The following is a 15,801-nucleotide window of genomic DNA, read 5'->3' on the forward strand; positions in this document are numbered from 1 at the left end:
TCGCCGAGTCTGCACGAGCGGTCTGCGGGTCGGGGATGGCGCATAGGCGCGGAGTGGAGACTCGGTGGGCGCGGGAGCGGGCGCGGGCGCGGAGCGCGCGGGGCCGGACGCGACGACGCCCGCCGTGCCCCGGAGGGAGGGGCGCGGCGGGCGTCGTCGGCGTGGTGCGTGCGGGTCAGCCCGCGCGGCGCTGCCGGGCGGTGCGGCGCTTGAGGGCGCGGCGCTCGTCCTCGGACAGGCCGCCCCAGACGCCGGCGTCCTGGCCGGACTCCAGCGCCCACTTCAGGCAGGTGTCGACGACGTCGCACCGGCGGCACACGGCCTTGGCCTCCTCGATCTGCAGCAGGGCGGGGCCCGTGTTGCCGATCGGGAAGAACAGCTCCGGGTCCTCGGTCAGACACGCTGCCTGGTGACGCCAATCCATCGAAACACTCCTCAGCACAGGGGCATGCCACGACCAGGGGGCTGGGTGGCATGGGAGCACGAGCACACGTCCGACGCACGGAAGAAGGCGGGGGGCGTGAGCGTCGGCGCTCGGGGGAATCGAACTGCTGAGTACAAGATTCACATGGCCGCCGGAGGGCGCACAAGGGGTTACGCGCAGGTTTCTTGCGCGTGACGACTGAGGCGTCTGTCACATCTGTGTGCACCCTGAACGCCTGGGCCGCACCGTACTCCCACCGGGTCGCCGGGCGCCAACCGGTCCGGTCGTCGGGACCATCGTCCCTGGTCTCCGGAGGCCCGCCGCCGGGACCTGCGAGGACGCCGCCGCGCTTTCACCCGCGGCGCGCGTAGGGTCGGCGGCGTGACCGGATCCGCCACCCCCCAGCCGTCCCGGGCGTCCGCCCCGGGCGCCGTCCGGCTGCTCGCCGGCCTCGTGCTCCTGCAGGCCCTCGCCGTGGCGGTGATCGCCGGGGCGCTCGTCGTGGCGCTCGTGCGCGGGACGTCGATGCCCGGGCCGGTGGTGTTCCTCGTGCTGCTCGCGGCGGGCATCGCGGCCGTGCTGGGCGGGGCGGGGCGCGCGCTGCTGCAGGGCCACCGCTGGGGCAGGGCGCCGGTGATGACGGTGCAGATCCTGCTGGTCGTGCTGGCGGTCGGCTGGCTCGGCGTCGAGGTGGCCGTCTGGTCGGTGGCGGTGCTGGTGCTGGCGGTCGTCGTCGGCGGCCTGCTGGTCACCCCGACGGTCGTCGCCTGGACCACGGTCGGCGCGGGCCGCGAGGACTGACCCCGACCCCGGCCGCCCGGCCTCGGCCGCCCGGCCCCGGCCGCCCGGCCCCCGCGCCCCCGCCGCCGCCTGTTGCCGAGATAGGACCCGCGCGCCGAGATAGGGCCGCAGACGGCCCTACCTCGGCGCGGAGGTCCTATCTCGACGAGTGTCGGCCGGGCGGCCGACGACGCGCGCGCCCGGCGGGGAGTCCCCCGTCGGGCGCGCGTCGCCGGTGCGGTCAGTCGACCGCGAGGGCCGCCACGGGGGGCGTCCGGGCCGCCGTGCGGCCCGGGAGCGCGGAGGCGAGCACTCCCGCCACCAGGGCCACCCCGAGCACCAGGCCCAGGTCGGCCCACGGCACCCGGAGCTGCAGGTCGGCGATCCCGGCGAGCACCGCGGCCGACCCGAGCCAGCCGTACGCCAGCCCGAGCGCGACGCCGACCACCGCGCCGACGCCCGCGATCAGCGCGCCCTCGACGGCCATCGACGCCCGCAGCTGCCGCCGGGTGAGCCCGAGGGCCCGGAGCGTCGCCGACTCGCGGCGCCGCTCGATCACCGACAGCGACAGCGTGTTGGTGACGCCGATGAGCGCGATCACCACCGCCACCGCCAGCAGCCCGACCACGACCGCGAGCAGGGTGTCGATCGCCCGCTGGTACAGCGCCCGCTCGAGCGCCGCGCCGGTGATGTCCAGCGCCGAGTCCGCCGTCAGGTCCTGCACCTGCTGCACGACCTGCCCCGAGTCGTTGATGTCCGCGACGCGCAGCCAGGCGGTGCTCTCGGTCCCGGCGGAGCCGATCGCGTCGAGCGTGGCCGGGGTGACCAGCACGGTCCAGTCGTCCAGCGGCACGACCACGGCGGTCAGGTCGACCGTGCCCGTCGCGGTGGACCCGGCGTCGCGCTCGCTGCGGGCGAGGGCGACGGTGTCGCCGTCCTCGATCCCGCTGCTGGCGGCCAGGGCGCGGGGCATGACGACGGTGCCGTCGCCGATCGCGTCGACCAGGTCGGCGTCGCGGAGCACGTCCGCGGCCTGCTCCGGCGTGATCCCGAGGGCGTCGACGACGTTCCCGGACCCGCCGACCTCGACGCTGTCCCGGGCGAGGGCGGCCACGGACTCGACCCCGGGGATGTCGGCGAGCGCGCCGACCGTGCCCGCCGGGAGCGCCTCGGCCACCGCGGTGCCGTCCTCGTCGGCGGTGTACGGAGACGCCACCGCGAGGTCGACCGGGAACCGGGTGTCCAGCTCGTCGTCCAGGGTGGCCCGGGCGGTGACGGCGCCGGTGCTCATCATCGCGACGAGCGTGACGCCGATCAGGAGCGCCGTGCTGGTGGCGGCGGTGCGCGCCGGGTTGCGGCCGGTGTTCGCGGCGGCGAGCCGCGCGGGCATCCCGAGCCGACCGACGAGGCCGCCGATCGCGGCGACGACCCGCGGCATCCAGAACACGGCGCCGACGAGCAGCCCGACGAAGGACGCCGCGCCGCCGAGGATGGCGACGCCCACAGCGGCGACGAGCGCCTGCTGGGACAGGGCCACCCCGCCGGCCAGCATCAGCGCACCGCCGACGACCAGCACCAGGCTGACGACCAGGCGGAACCGGCCTGCGCGGCTGCCCGCGGCGGGGGCGTCGGCCGGGCGCAGCGCGGCGATCGGCGCGACCCGGGTCGCGACGCGGGCGGGCGTCAGGGCGGCGAGCACGGTGACGACGAGGCCGACTGCGAGCGGCGCGACGACGCTCGCCACGGTGGGCCGCACGACGGTCGGGACCGGGAACGGCAGGTCCGCGTTCTGCATCACGAGCAGGGCGATCTGGACCAGCCCCGTGCCGAGCAGCGTGCCCGCGACCGAGGCGGCCAGCCCCAGCAGGCCGGCCTCCAGCAGCACCGACCCCCGGACCTGGGACCGCACGGCGCCGACGCAGCGGAGCAGGGCGAGCGTCCGGGTCCGCTGGGCGACCAGGACCTGGAAGGTGTTCGCGATGACGAGGCCGGCGACGATCATCGCGACGGCGGCGAACGCCAGCACGACGACGAGGATCGGGCCGGTGCCGTCGCTGCCGGACAGGGCGCGCTCCGCCGCGGCGTCGCGGGTCAGCACGATCGGGTCGGTGGTGCCGGAGGCGGTCAGCACGTCCTCGACGGCGTCGATCACGGTCGCGGTGTCGGCGCCCGGGTCGACGGCGACCAGCAGCTGGGAGGTCGCGGCGTCGGCGAGGGTGGGCGCGGCGTCGGCCTGGCCCCAGCCCGCCCAGAGGAGGGTGTCGGCCGTCGTGGCCAGCGCCGCGCCGTCATACTGGGCCCACGCGGACGTCGGGTCGGTGGTCAGGCCCACGACCTCGGCGTCGGCCCCGACCTCGCGGTAGGTGCCCTCGTCCTCGCCCGGTGCCGCCGTGGAGGCCTCGGTCGCGGCGTCGCCGGTCGCACCGGCCGTGGCCTCCTCGGTCGGGGCCGCGGTCGGGCTCGCCGCCGCGGCGTCGTCGGCGTCCGCCCCGCCGGCCGGCTGCCACGCGTAGTACGACACCGTGATCGTGTCCCCGACGCCCACGCCGAGCCGCTCGGCTGCCCGCTCGGGCAGCGCGATCTCGCCGTCCGCGGTCGGCAGGGCGCCGGCGGTCACGTGCTGGGTGTCGAAGGCCGGGTCGCTCGCCACGGGCACGAGCGTCTGCGAGATCGCCCGGTCGCCGGCGGACATGCTCACGTACGGGGCGACGATCCGCGGGTCGGCCGCCTTCACGCCGGGCGTCGCGCGCACGGCGTCGACGGTCTTCTCCGTCAGCGCGTCGCCGTTGCCGGCGTCGGCGATGACGTCGGCGGTCCCGTACGACGCGGTGAGCGAGTCGTACGAGATCCGCTGCATGACGTCACCGGCGAGCAGCGTCGCGGCGACGAACGCGGTGCCGATCGCGACCGCGATGCCCGCGGCGGTGAGCCGCCCGAGGCTGCGGCGCATCTGCGCCAGGGTGAGCCGCCACATCAGGCACCCACCGCCGTCTCGGTGACCTCGAGCTGGCGCAGCGCGTCCAGCCCGGCGAGCACGGCCTCGGGGGTCGGGTCGACGATGTCGCCGGCGATCCGCCCGTCGGCGAGCAGCACCACGCGGTCGGCGTAGGCGGCGGCCGTCGGGTCGTGCGTGACCATGATGATCGTGCGGCCGAGCTCGCGGACGGAGCGGCGCAGGAAGCTCAGCACCTCGGCGCCGGAGCGCGAGTCGAGGTTGCCGGTGGGCTCGTCGGCGAACACGACCTCGGGCTTGGCGATCAGCGCGCGGGCGATCGCGACGCGCTGCTGCTGGCCGCCCGACAGCTCGGACGGGCGGTGCGTGAGCCGCTGACCGAGGCCGAGGGTCGCGACCAGGGTGTCGAACCAGGCGCGGTCGGCCTTGGCGCCGGCGAGCTCGAGCGGCAGCAGGATGTTCTGCTCGGCCGTGAACATCGGCAGCAGGTTGAACGACTGGAACACGAAGCCGACTCGGTCGCGGCGCAGCCGGGTGAGCGCGTCGTCGTCGAGCGTCGTCACGTCGGTCTGCCCGAGGAACGCGGACCCGGAGGTCGCCGCGTCCAGGCCGGCGAGCACGTGCATGAGCGTCGACTTGCCGGAGCCCGACGGGCCCATGATCGCGGTGAACTCGCCGGCCGCGAAGTCCACGTCCACCCCGGCGAGCGCGCGCACCTCGGCCTCGCCGCGGCCGTAGACCTTGGTCAGGCCGCGGGCGCGGACGGCGGCCTCGCGGTGCTGCGGGGCCCCGGCGTGCGGGGGGATCGGGCCGGCGCCGGCGGCGGGGGCGGGGACGAACGGGTCCACGGCTGTGCTCCTGGGACTCGGGATCGGGACGTCCCCGACGCTACGGAGTGCGCCCGTCCCGCCGCGTCCACCCCCGGTCCGGACCTCGCGTCATCCCGGGGTACGACGCCCGGGCCGCGGCGCGCGACCGGGGCCCGACCGGCGCCGTGCCGGGGTCAGGCCCCGGGGACGACCAGGCCGGTCTCGTACGCCACGACGACCGCCTGCACCCGGTCCCGGGCGCCCAGCTTCGCGAGGATCCGCCCGACGTGCGTCTTGACGGTGGCCTCGGCGACGAACAGGTCCTCGCCGATCTCGGTGTTCGACCGACCGCGGGCCATCAGCACCAGCACCTCGCGCTCGCGGTCGGTGAGCGTCGCGAGCGCCTCGGCACCGGCCGACGCCTGCTGCTGCTCGGCGGGCAGGGCCGTGACCAGGTGCTCCAGCAGCCGCCGGGTCGACGACGGGGCGATGACCGCGTCGCCGCGGTGCACGGTGCGGATCGCGTCGAGCATGTCCTCGGGCGGCGTGTCCTTGAGCAGGAAGCCGCTCGCCCCCGCGCGGATCGCGGCGAGCACGTACTCGTCGATGTCGAACGTGGTGAGCACGATGATCCGCGGCGCGGGGTGCTCGGGCGTGCCCGCGGCGACGATCTGCTGGGTGGCGGCGAGGCCGTCGAGGTGCGGCATCCGGACGTCCATCAGCACGACGTCGACCGGGCCGAGGACGCCGGCCTGCGCGGTGCCCGCGGTGAGCGCCTGGACGGCCTGGGCGCCGTCGCCGGCCTCCAGGACCACCTCGAGGTCGGGCTGGGAGTCGATGACCAGGCGGAACCCGGCGCGCACGAGCTGCTGGTCGTCGACGAGGCCGACGCGGATGGCGGACATGGGCGTCAGCCTAGGGTGCCGGGCGCGGCGGCCCGGTCGTCCGCCGGCGCGCCCGGGGGCAGCGGCAGCTCCGCGCGCACCCGGAACCCGCCGCCGGGGCGCGGGCCGGCGCTCAGGGTGCCGCCGACCATCGTCGCCCGCTCGCGCATGCCGAGCAGGCCCTGCCCCGCGCCGTCGGAGTCCGCCGCGGCGCCCCGGCCGTCGTCGGTGATCTCCAGCACCAGCGCCGCTGCCTGCCACTGCGCGAGCACGGTGACCGTCACGTCGGGGCCGCCGTGCTTGAGCACGTTGGTCAGCGCCTCCTGGCAGATCCGGTACACCGTGAGCCCGATGCCGGGCGGCAACCGGCGCGGGGTTCCCATGCGCACGAGGGAGGCGCGCACACCGGAGGAGCGGACCTGCTCGACGAGGGACTCGAGGTCGTGCTCGGCCGGCTGCGGGGTGTAGGGCGCGGCGGTCGCCCCGGCGGCCGCGGCCGGGCCCGCGGAACCCGGCGCGCCCGGCGCGGCCGGCGCGCCCGGCACCCGCTCCGGCTCGCGCAGCACCCCGAGCAGCCGGCGCATGTCGGCCAGCGCCGCCCGGCCCGTCTCGGCGATCGTGCCGAGCGCGCGCGTCGCCGCCTCGGGGTCCGCCGCCGCCGCGTACCGGCCGCCGTCCGCCTGCGCCACGACGACGGAGAGCGAGTGCGCCACGATGTCGTGCATCTCGCGGGCGATGCGGGTGCGCTCGGCGGCCGTGGCGATGCGGGCCTGCTGGTCGCGCTCGACCTCCAGGCGCTCGGCGCGGTCGCGCAGCGCGGCGATCGTCACCCGCCGCGACCGCCGCACCAGGCCGAACGCCCAGACCGCGAGGGCCGTCACCGAGGCGAACAGCCACAGGGCGATCGCGGACGCCGCCATCTCCGCGAGGCTCCCGGCCCAGGACTGGAGCAGCAGCCCGGACACCATGACGAGGTTCCCCACGAGCGCCGAGCCCATCGCCGTGAGGTGGGCCCATCGCGGCCCGTGCACGGTGACCGAGTACAGGGCGAGCAGCACCGCCAGGTCCGACGGCAGCAGCAGCGGCACGCCCACGAGGAGGTGCAGCAGGCAGGCGGCGTAGACGGTCACCACCGAGGCGACCGGGTGCGTCCGCCGCCAGCCCAGGGGTGCCCACGCGAGCGCGGCCAGCGCCGCCCCGGCGTAGGAGCCGAGCCCCCAGTTGGGTGCCATGCTCGCCCCGAGCGGGACGACGACCAGACCCGTCAGCACCATCGCGCCGACGTCGATCCCGAGCTGGTGGCGTTCCTCCCACCGCGTGAGGCGTTCCCACCACGTCATCGCGCCAGAGTAGGTCGGCGCGCCGCCCGGGTCGTGCCCCCGCGGGCGGACCGAGGTCCCGGTCGGCGTCCGACCACGGGGGGACGGGCGGACTTCACCGAAGCGATACCCCGGTGAGCGGTGTCGTGGACCGTTCTTTGACCTAACATGGCGGAATGACGCAGGTGCTGCTGGCGGAGGACGATCCCGCGATTGCCGAGCCTTTGGCGCGGGCACTGGGCCGGGAGGGCTACGACGTCCGGGTCCAGGGCACCGGCCAGGGGGCCATCGACCGCGCGAGCGAGGCCGACCTCGTGGTGCTCGACCTCGGGCTGCCGGACATGGACGGGCTCGACGTGGCGCGCGCCATCCGGAACCAGGGCCTGACCACGCCGGTGCTGGTGCTGACCGCCCGCGCCGACGAGGTGGACCTGGTCGTGGGGCTCGACGCGGGCGCCGACGACTACGTGACCAAGCCGTTCCGGCTGGCCGAGCTGCTCGCCCGCGTGCGGGCCCTGCTGCGGCGCACCGGCGGGGACACCCCGGACGAGGACGAGCTGCGCAGCCAGGACGTCCGCGTCGACGTCGCGGCGCACCGCGCGTTCCAGGCCGAGCGCGAGCTGCACCTCACCGCCAAGGAGTTCGACCTGCTCCGCGTGCTGGTCGGCGCGGCGGGTACCGTCGTCGCCCGCGAGACGCTCATGCGCGAGGTGTGGGGCTCCGACCCGACCGGCTCCACCAAGACGCTCGACATGCACGTGTCGTGGCTGCGCCGCAAGCTCGGCGACGACGCGAGCGCGCCCCGCTACATCAGCACCGTGCGGGGGATGGGCTTCCGGTTCGAGTCGGGCGAGGGCAACCGGGGCTGACCCGTGCGCCGCCGCGTCCTCCAGGCCACCATCGCGGCCGTCACGGTGGCGGTCGTCCTGCTCGGGTTCCCGCTCGCCTTCCTCGGCGCGCAGTACGTCCGGGACAACGAGATCGGGTCGCTCGAGACCCGCGCGTCCGACCTGGCGCGGCAGATCGACAGCCGCGTCCAGGAGGGCACCCCGCTCTCGGACACCATGCTCGAGCCGTACGTCGACCGCGGCGGCGGCGTCGCCGTGAGCATCTTCGTCGTCACCACCGACGGCGCCCGGTACCAGGCCGGCCCGGACGTGCCCGAGCGCGCCATCACGATCACCGAGACGTCGACCACCGGCGCCCGGATCACGATGTACGCCCCGTGGTGGGACGTGTTCCTCATGAGCGCGCAGATCATGGGGCTGGTCGTCGCGGCCGCGATCGTCGCGTTCGCCGCCGGCATCGCCATGGCCATCTGGCAGGCGAACCGGCTCGCCGCCCCGCTCGTCTACCTGGCCGCGTCCGCCGAGCAGCTCGGCTCGGGCCAGGTGCGCCCGCAGCTGGAGCCGTCCGGGGTCGAGGAGATCGACCTGGTGGCGGCCGAGCTCGCGCGCAGCGCCGACCGGATGGCGGGCCGGCTCGCCGCCGAGCGGCAGTTCGCGTCCGACGCGTCCCACCAGCTCCGCACCCCGCTGACCGCGCTGACCATGCGGCTCGAGGAGATCATGCTGGCCTCCGACGACCCGGCGGTGCGCGAGGAGGCGCGGATCTCGCTGGAGCAGGTCGAGCGGCTGGTCACCGTCGTCGACGACCTGCTGACCCGGTCGCGGCGCGCGCAGGGCGGCACCACCGAGGCGATCCGGCTCGGCGACGTCGTGCACCAGCAGGAGGAGGAGTGGCGGCCGACCTTCGAGGCCGAGGGGCGCCGCCTCGTCATCGAGGTCGACCCGAAGGTCCAGGTGCTCGCCACGCCCGGCGCGCTGGCGCAGGTGCTCGCGACGCTGATCGAGAACTCGCTGCGGCACGGCGGCGGCACCACCACCGTCCGGTCCCGCGCGGGCGCCGCGCGCTCGGTCGTGGTCGAGGTGGCCGACGAGGGCGACGGCGTCCCGGACGACCTGGCGCCGCGGATCTTCGAGCGCGAGGTCACGTCCGGCAAGGGCACCGGGCTCGGCCTGTCCCTGGCGCGGGACCTGGCGTCGGCCGACGGGGCCCGGCTCGAGCTCGCGCAGCGGCGGCCGGCGGTGTTCGCGCTGTTCCTCGCGGGCGTGCCCGCGGCGATGGCGCCGGACGTGGTGCTGCCGCGGGGGTCGGTCATCTCGCCGCGCTCGGAGCGGGCGCGCCGGAGGCGCTGAGGCTCCCGCCCCGGCACCTACCCACCCGCGGTCACCCCCGGCGGGTGGGGGAGGGGCGCGCCGCGCGGCGCTAGCCTCGCCGCGAGGGGCGCCTCCCGCGGCGGGCGCCCGAGGGGGTGGGGTCGATGGCCGAGCAGCGTCCCGCGCCGGGGACGGCGGCGGACCTCACGGCGCGCATCGCCGCGCTGGAGGCGGAGAACGCGCAGCTGCGGGCCGCGGCGACGGCGCGCGCCGCGGCGGACGCGAGCGCGGGGCCGTCGACCGGCGGCGGTACCGGCACGCCGCCCCCGGCGCCCCGGCAGCGGCACCGGACCCGCGCCGCGGCGGCGGTGGTGCTGATCGTGCTCGGTGCCCTGCTCGCGCCCGTGGCCGTCGTCGCCGTGTGGGCCAAGGACCTCGTCACCGACACCGACCGGTACCTGGCCACCGTCGGCCCGCTGGTGGACGACCCGCAGATCCAGGGCGCCGTGACCAACCGGGTCACGGGCGCGATCGTCGAGGCCGCCGACCTGGACGGGCTCGCCTCGGACGCGGTGACAGCGGTCGAGGGGCTCGGCCTGCCGCCACGGGTGTCCGCGCTCGCCGGCTCGCTGCAGGCGCCGCTGGTGGACGCCGCGACGAACGTCATCCGCCGGGCGGTCGACGCCGTCGTGACGTCGGACGTGTTCGAGGCGGTGTGGGACGAGGCCAACCGGACGGTGCACGACCAGCTGAACGCCGTCCTGCGCGGCGACCCGGACGCGATCGCGAGCATCGACGCCCAGGGGACGCTGGTGGTCGACCTGACCGGCGTGGTGGACACCGTGCGCAGCTCGCTGTCGGACGCGGGCTTCACGGTGGTGGACCGGCTGCCCACGATCAGCGCGAGCTTCCCGCTGATGCAGAGCGCCGACCTGGTCCGCGCGCAGAACGCCTACCGGCTGCTGGACCTGCTCGGCACCTGGCTGATCTGGCTGTCGCTCGGCCTGCTGGCCGCGGGCGTGCTGGCCGCGGTGCACCGCGCGCGGGCGCTCGTGATCGCCGGGCTGTCGCTGGCCGGGGCGATGCTGCTGCTGGGCGCGGCGCTGACGATCGGGCGGTCCGTGTACGTCGACGCCCTCCCGCCGGGCGTGCAGCGCCCCGACGCGGCCGTCGTGGTCTACGACCAGGTGGTGGCGTTCCTGCGGGTCGCGCTGCGCTCGGCGTTCGTGCTCGGCGTCGTCGTCGCCCTGGTGGCGTTCCTCGCCGGCGGGACGTCGGCGGCGCGGTCGCTGCGGGCGTCCTGGAGCCGCGGTGCGACCTGGCTCCGGACGGCCGGCGAGCGGCGCGGGATCAGCACCGGGCCGGTGGGGGTGTGGTTCGGGGAGCAGCGGGTGCTGGTGCGCGTCGTGATCGGGGCCGGTGCGGCGCTGGCGCTGGTGCTCGCCGGGCACCTGACGCCGGCGTACGTGGCAGTCGTCGCGATCGTGGCCGTGGTGCTGCTGGCCGTGACGACGCTGGTCGCCCGGCCGCCGACGCCGCCGGCCGGGCCGCCGCCGTCCGACGGCGCGCCCGTCGCCGGCTGACCCGCCCGGCTCGCCGGCGTCGCTCGGCGGGCGTCAGTCGCGGGTGGCGCGCGGGTGCGGGACCGACGCCGACGCGGCGTGCCCGGGGTCGTCGGCGGAGCGCGACTCGTGGCCGACCTCGGCCAGGACGACCGGCAGGCCCGCGGACCCGGTGAACACGAACATCTTGTAGCCCACGTACCGCACGACCGTGCCCAGCACGATGCCGATGACGTTCGCGACGTTGTCCGAGAACGGCCCCGAGTGGCCCAGGACGTAGTGCGAGAACCACAGCGTGCCGACGGTGAACCCGATGCCGACCACGTTGATCGCGGAGAACAGCAGCAGCTCGCGCCCGCCCCGGTGCTTGCTCTGGCCGGCGAACGTCCAGTGCCGGCTGCCGAGCCAGGACACCAGCGTCGCGAGCACGACGGCGATGATGCGCGCGGTCAGCGGCTTGCCGTCCAGCGCGTCGACGGGGCCGAACCGCAGCAGGTTGTACGTGCCGAGGTCGACGACGAACGCGACCGTGCCGACCGAGCCGAACCGGACCAGCTCGAGGGCCCGGTCGCGCAGGGACCGGCGCGGCATGCGGTAGAGCAGGCCGTGCAGCAGTCCGGGACGGGCCTCGGGGGCGGGTCCCGGTGCGGCCGCGAGGCGGGGCGCACCGGAGGGAGTCACCCCGACAGGGTACGGCGAGACGCTGGGGGACCGCTGTGCGAGGTCGGTTAGGCTCACGGCTCGTGGCAGCACCCGTGGTGGCAGTGGTCGGTGGTGGGCAGCTCGCCCGCATGATGGCGCCCGCGGCGACGGCGCTCGGCGTGCACCTGCGGGTGCTGGTCGAGGACGCCGTGTCGTCGGCGGCGCAGGTGGTGGTCGACGCGCCCGTGGGCGCGGCGGCGGACCCGGTGGCCGTCGAGGCGCTCGTGGTCGGCGCGGACGCGCTCACCTTCGAGCACGAGCACGTGCCGAACGGCCTGCTCACCGAGCTGCAGGACCGCGGCGTCGCGGTGCGCCCCGGCCCGGACGCGCTCGTGCACGCGCAGGACAAGATCGTGATGCGGACCCGGCTGACCGCGCTCGGCGTGCCGTGCCCGCGGTGGGCGCCGCTGGACTCGGCCGACGACCTCGCGGCGTTCCTCGCGGCCGGCGACGGCACCGCCGTGGTGAAGACCGCCCGCGGCGGGTACGACGGCAAGGGCGTGCGGGTCGTGCGGTCCGCCGACGAGGCGGCCGACTGGCTGACGGCGGCCGCCGACGGCACCGGGGCCCCGCTGCTGGCCGAGGAGCGGGTGCCGTTCACCCGGGAGCTGGCCGCGCTCGTGGCCCGCACGCCGTCCGGCGAGGTCCGCACCTGGCCGGTCGTCGAGTCGGTGCAGCGCGACGGCGTGTGCGCCGAGGTGGTCGCCCCGGCGCCCGACCTCGACCCGCGCACCGCCGCCACCGCGGAGCGGATCGCCCGCGAGGTGGCCGAGGGCCTGGGCGTCACCGGCGTGCTGGCCGTCGAGCTGTTCGAGGTCGCCGACCCCGACGGCGGCGCCCCGCGCGTGCTGGTGAACGAGCTCGCGATGCGCCCGCACAACTCGGGGCACTGGACGATCGACGGCGCGGTGACCAGCCAGTTCGAGCAGCACCTGCGCGCCGTGCTCGACCTGCCGCTCGGCGGCACGGAGGCCCGCGCGCCCTGGACCGTGATGGCCAACGTGCTGGGCTCGACCCGCGCCGCGCTCACCGACGGCCTGGCCGAGGTGGCCGCGCTCGACCCGGGCGCCAAGGTGCACCTGTACGGCAAGGGCGTGCGCCCGGGCCGCAAGCTCGGGCACGTGACCGTGTCCGGGGACGACCTGGCCGACGTGCGGCGCCGGGCGGTCGCCGCGGCGGCCGTGCTGCGCGGCGACACGACCCCCTGACCCGCCCCACCCACCACCCCACCGGAGGCACCGCATGGCCACCCCGCTCGTCGGCATCGTCATGGGCTCGGACTCGGACTGGCCCGTCATGGAGGCGGCGGCCGAGGCGCTCGCCGAGTTCGACGTCCCGGTGGAGGTCGACGTCGTCTCCGCGCACCGGCAGCCGGACAAGATGGTCGCCTACGGCCGCGAGGCCGCCGGGCGCGGGCTGCGGGCGATCATCGCGGGCGCCGGCGGGGCGGCGCACCTGCCGGGCATGCTCGCGGCGGTCACGCCGCTGCCCGTGATCGGTGTGCCGGTGCCGCTGGCCCGGCTCGACGGGATGGACTCGCTGCTGTCGATCGTGCAGATGCCCGCGGGCGTGCCGGTCGCGACGGTGTCGATCGGCGGCGCCCGCAACGCCGGGCTGCTCGCCGCCCGCATCCTCGGGGCAGGCACCGACGAGACGGCCCGCCGGCTCGCGGCGGCGATGCTCGCGTTCCAGGACGACCTGCGCGCGCAGGCCGACGCCAAGGGCGAGCGGCTGCGCTCCCTGCACGGCGACGGCCGCCGCCCCGCGGTGGGCTTCGGCGGCTGACGCCGGCCGCCTTCGCCGAGTCTCCACTTCGCGTCTGCGGGACCGCGGTCGCGGACAGGCGCGAGATGGAGAGTCGGCGGGGGAGACTCGCACGGGGGAGTCGGGCACGGGGTCCTGAGCATCGCGAGGGTGGCCCGCGCACGGCGTGAAGGTCTCGTCGAGAGGCGCCGGGGGCGGGTCCTCTCGACGGGCGGACCGCCGGTCCGACACCTACCGTCGAGACGGTGACGACCACCGCGCCGCCCCGCACCGCCCGACCCGACGCCGCCCCGGCGCCGGGCCGCACCCCCTCGACCGCCGCGCGGGCCCCCCGCCTCGCCGCGCTCGACGCCCTGCGGTTCCTCGCCGCGATCGGCGTGCTCGCGTACCACTTCACCGCCCGGCAGACCGACGCCTGGGGGCGTGACCTCGCCGAGGTCGCCCCCGCGATCGCCGGCTGGGCGACCTACGCGTCGCTCGGTCCCGAGCTGTTCTTCGTGATCAGCGGCTTCGTCATCCTCATGACCGCGTGGGGCCGGTCGGTGCCCGACATCGTCGGCTCGCGGGTCGCCCGGCTCTACCCGGCGTACTGGACCGGCGTCTTGCTCACCGGCGCGCTGCTGCTGCTCGTCTGGGAGGGCAAGCAGATCACCGGTGGCCAGGTGCTGGTCAACCTCACGCTCCTGCAGTCGCTGTTCGACGTCGGGCACGTGGACGGCGTGTACTGGACGCTCTGGGTGGAGCTGCGGTTCTACGTGCTGATCGCGCTGTTCGCGGCGGTCGGGATCACCCGGCGGCGCGTGCTGTGGTTCGCCGCGCTGTGGCCGGCGGCGGCGATGCTGGCCCGGACGCTCGGCTGGTCGGACGCCGTGACCTGGCTGGTGGCGCCCTACGCCCCGCTGTTCGCGGCCGGCATGGCGCTGTACGTCATCCACCGCACCGGGCACGCCGTCGTGCCGTGGCTGCTGGTGGCGGCCAACACCGCCGTCGCGACGGCCGCGCTGGTGCCCGCCCGGATGCACTCGCTGGGCGCCAACTCGGTGGTCGAGCCGAGCGCGGTGCTGCTCGCGGTCGCGCTGCCCGCGTGCGTCGGCCTCGTCGCCCTGGTGTCCCTGACCCCGCTCGCGCGGTGGCGCTGGGCCGGGCTCACCGCCGCGGGCGCGCTGACCTACCCGCTGTACCTCACGCACGAGTACTGGGGCCTGTGGATGATCCACCTGCTGCACGACCGGCTCCCCGTGTGGGCGGTCCTCGCCTCTGCGACCGCGTTCTCGCTCGCGCTGGCGTGGCTGGTGCACCGGTTCGTGGAGAAGCCGTTCGGGCCCCGGCTGCGCCGCGCGACCACCGCGGGCTGCGAGCGGGTGCGGGACGCGCTCGTCGGGCTGGCCGGGCTCGTGCGCGCCGGGTTCCGGCCCGGTCAGGAGCCGGGGACGCCCCCGACCACGCCCGGCTCGAGGGAGCCGTCCCGGATCGCCGCGAAGAAGGACGGCGTCTGGTCCGGGTCGAGGAGCACGGTGGACCCGGCGTTGCCCGGGCGGTAGTCCAGGCTCTTGATCGGCGGGGTGCCGGTGATGCCGCCCGGGCCGGTGGCGGCGCGGAACGCCAGCGCCAGGCGCCCCAGGTCGACGATGCCCGTCTCGTCGCTCGCCGTCAGCACGGCGGTGCCGGAGTCGATCAGCGAGACCTGCTTGCCCGGCTGGAACAGCAGCGCCGGGTTCTCGGCCTTGGCGGCCACCGCGCTGATCAGGGCGCGCTGGCGCAGGCCGCGGCCGATGTCGCCGGACGGGTCGGAGTAGCGCATGCGCGAGTAGGCGAGCGCCTGGACGCCGTCGACGGTCTTGCAGCCGGGGGCGTCCCAGACCAGGCCGGAGTTCGTGTCGTTCAGCGGGAACGTGATGCCGGTGCTGCCGTCCAGGCACAGCTCGACGCCGCCGAGCGCGTCGACGATCTGCTCGACCCCGCCGAAGCCGATCTCGACGTAGTGGTCGACCGTGAGGCCCGTCAGACCCTCGACGGTCTGGACGAGCAGGGGCGCGCCACCCCAGGAGAACGCCGCGTTGAGCTTGCTCGGGTCGTGGTCCGGGATGTCGACGTAGGTGTCGCGGGGGAGCGAGATGAGCGCGGCCGGGCCCGAGTCGGGGACCTGCAGCAGCAGGATCGTGTCGGTGCGCGCGCCGACGGTGTCCGGGTCCTCGATGGCCCCGTCCTCGCGGGAGTCGGAGCCGGCGAGCAGGTAGGTGGTGCCCGGGGTGTCCGCCGCCCCCGACAGCGCGGACACGTGCTGGATCTTGCCGTTCGCCCACAGCAGGAGGCCGATCGGCCACGCGAGCAGCAGCACGAGCGCGACGACCACCACCGCGGCGACCACGCGGCCGCGGCGGCGCCGGCGGCGCGGGGCGGTGGGCGGCGCCGCGCTCGCGGGGTCGGCGGGGCGGGTGCCCGGCG

The 15,801-nt window shown here is 76.3% G+C and carries 13 protein-coding genes and 1 pseudogene; 7 read left to right on the forward strand and 7 right to left on the reverse strand.

Annotation, left to right across the window (positions count from 1 at the left end):
- Nucleotides 1–175 precede the first annotated feature (175 nt).
- The gene (locus KVT14_RS16585; RefSeq protein WP_147794125.1) at nt 176–424 is read right to left on the reverse strand and encodes a WhiB family transcriptional regulator; all 249 of its coding nucleotides are present in this window, start codon (nt 422–424) and stop codon (nt 176–178) included.
- 381 nt (nt 425–805) lie between these two features.
- On the opposite strand from KVT14_RS16585, the gene KVT14_RS16590 reads away from it, so the two are divergent.
- A complete protein-coding gene (locus tag KVT14_RS16590) occupies nt 806–1,225 on the forward strand; it encodes a hypothetical protein (protein ID WP_246855191.1) in 420 nt (139 codons plus the stop codon).
- 220 nt (nt 1,226–1,445) lie between these two features.
- Here the strand turns inward: KVT14_RS16590 and KVT14_RS16595 are convergent, their stop codons facing one another.
- From KVT14_RS16595 to KVT14_RS16610, 4 genes are all read right to left on the reverse strand, one after another.
- Complete coding sequence (locus KVT14_RS16595) at nt 1,446–4,178, reverse strand: FtsX-like permease family protein (protein WP_217616677.1); 2,733 nt, start codon at nt 4,176–4,178, stop codon at nt 1,446–1,448.
- Entirely contained in the window at nt 4,178–4,963 is a 786-nt protein-coding gene (locus tag KVT14_RS16600) for an ABC transporter ATP-binding protein (protein WP_217616683.1), read from the reverse strand. The genes KVT14_RS16595 and KVT14_RS16600 overlap by 1 nt, the downstream gene beginning before the upstream one ends.
- Nucleotides 4,964–5,160: 197 nt before the next feature.
- Nucleotides 5,161–5,871: a response regulator transcription factor gene (locus KVT14_RS16605; RefSeq protein ID WP_217616678.1), complete on the reverse strand. Its 711-nt coding sequence runs from the start codon at nt 5,869–5,871 to the stop codon at nt 5,161–5,163.
- 5 nt (nt 5,872–5,876) lie between these two features.
- Nucleotides 5,877–7,190 carry a sensor histidine kinase gene (locus tag KVT14_RS16610; protein WP_217616679.1) on the reverse strand — a complete coding sequence of 438 codons (1,314 nt, stop codon included), beginning with the start codon at nt 7,188–7,190 and terminating at the stop codon, nt 5,877–5,879.
- A 155-nt stretch (nt 7,191–7,345) separates the two neighbouring features.
- Here KVT14_RS16610 and KVT14_RS16615 point away from each other — a divergent pair, with 155 nt between their 5' ends.
- The 3 genes from KVT14_RS16615 to KVT14_RS16625 all read left to right on the forward strand — a co-directional run bounded on the left by KVT14_RS16615 (nt 7,346) and on the right by KVT14_RS16625 (nt 10,911).
- Nucleotides 7,346–8,038: a response regulator transcription factor gene (locus KVT14_RS16615; protein WP_147794118.1), complete on the forward strand. Its 693-nt coding sequence runs from the start codon at nt 7,346–7,348 to the stop codon at nt 8,036–8,038.
- Nucleotides 8,039–8,041: 3 nt separating this feature from the next.
- Nucleotides 8,042–9,367, forward strand: a complete 1,326-nt coding sequence (locus KVT14_RS16620) for an ATP-binding protein (protein ID WP_217616680.1) — start codon at nt 8,042–8,044, stop codon at nt 9,365–9,367.
- Between the two features lie 125 nt (nt 9,368–9,492).
- The gene (locus KVT14_RS16625) at nt 9,493–10,911 is read left to right on the forward strand and encodes a hypothetical protein (RefSeq protein WP_217616681.1); all 1,419 of its coding nucleotides are present in this window, start codon (nt 9,493–9,495) and stop codon (nt 10,909–10,911) included.
- A gap of 33 nt (nt 10,912–10,944) precedes the next feature.
- Here KVT14_RS16625 and KVT14_RS16630 read toward each other — a convergent pair whose 3' ends face one another.
- Complete coding sequence (locus tag KVT14_RS16630; protein WP_308161129.1) at nt 10,945–11,571, reverse strand: GtrA family protein; 627 nt, start codon at nt 11,569–11,571, stop codon at nt 10,945–10,947.
- 62 nt (nt 11,572–11,633) lie between these two features.
- Between KVT14_RS16630 and KVT14_RS16635 the strand changes: the two genes are divergently transcribed.
- The 3 genes and pseudogenes from KVT14_RS16635 to KVT14_RS22590 form a co-directional block, all read left to right on the forward strand.
- Nucleotides 11,634–12,800, forward strand: coding sequence for a 5-(carboxyamino)imidazole ribonucleotide synthase (locus KVT14_RS16635; protein ID WP_217616682.1), 1,167 nt, complete (start codon nt 11,634–11,636; stop codon nt 12,798–12,800).
- A 34-nt stretch (nt 12,801–12,834) separates the two neighbouring features.
- Nucleotides 12,835–13,377: a 5-(carboxyamino)imidazole ribonucleotide mutase gene (purE, locus tag KVT14_RS16640; RefSeq protein WP_147794115.1), complete on the forward strand. Its 543-nt coding sequence runs from the start codon at nt 12,835–12,837 to the stop codon at nt 13,375–13,377.
- A 224-nt stretch (nt 13,378–13,601) separates the two neighbouring features.
- Nucleotides 13,602–14,642, forward strand: a pseudogene (locus KVT14_RS22590) (acyltransferase family protein); the annotation flags it as partial.
- Between the two features lie 131 nt (nt 14,643–14,773).
- On the opposite strand, the gene KVT14_RS16645 reads toward KVT14_RS22590, so the two are convergent.
- Nucleotides 14,774–15,801 (reverse strand): LCP family protein (locus KVT14_RS16645; RefSeq protein WP_254631096.1); only part of this gene is annotated, 1,028 nt, incomplete at its 5' end.

It is taken from the genome of Cellulomonas sp. GbtcB1 (assembly GCF_019091725.1).
Lineage (GTDB): Bacteria > Actinomycetota > Actinomycetes > Actinomycetales > Cellulomonadaceae > Cellulomonas.

What these genes read in the sequence shown, in the direction of transcription:
- KVT14_RS16585 (WP_147794125.1), bottom strand. Translation starts at nt 424, where the DNA reads ATGGATTGGCGTCACCAGGCAGCGTGTCTGACCGAGGACCCGGAGCTG.
- KVT14_RS16595 (WP_217616677.1), bottom strand. Translation starts at nt 4,178, where the DNA reads ATGTGGCGGCTCACCCTGGCGCAGATGCGCCGCAGCCTCGGGCGGCTC.
- KVT14_RS16605 (WP_217616678.1), bottom strand. Translation starts at nt 5,871, where the DNA reads ATGTCCGCCATCCGCGTCGGCCTCGTCGACGACCAGCAGCTCGTGCGC.
- KVT14_RS16610 (WP_217616679.1), bottom strand. Translation starts at nt 7,190, where the DNA reads ATGACGTGGTGGGAACGCCTCACGCGGTGGGAGGAACGCCACCAGCTC.
- KVT14_RS16615 (WP_147794118.1), top strand. Translation starts at nt 7,346, where the DNA reads ATGACGCAGGTGCTGCTGGCGGAGGACGATCCCGCGATTGCCGAGCCT.
- KVT14_RS16625 (WP_217616681.1), top strand. Translation starts at nt 9,493, where the DNA reads ATGGCCGAGCAGCGTCCCGCGCCGGGGACGGCGGCGGACCTCACGGCG.
- purE (WP_147794115.1), top strand. Translation starts at nt 12,835, where the DNA reads ATGGCCACCCCGCTCGTCGGCATCGTCATGGGCTCGGACTCGGACTGG.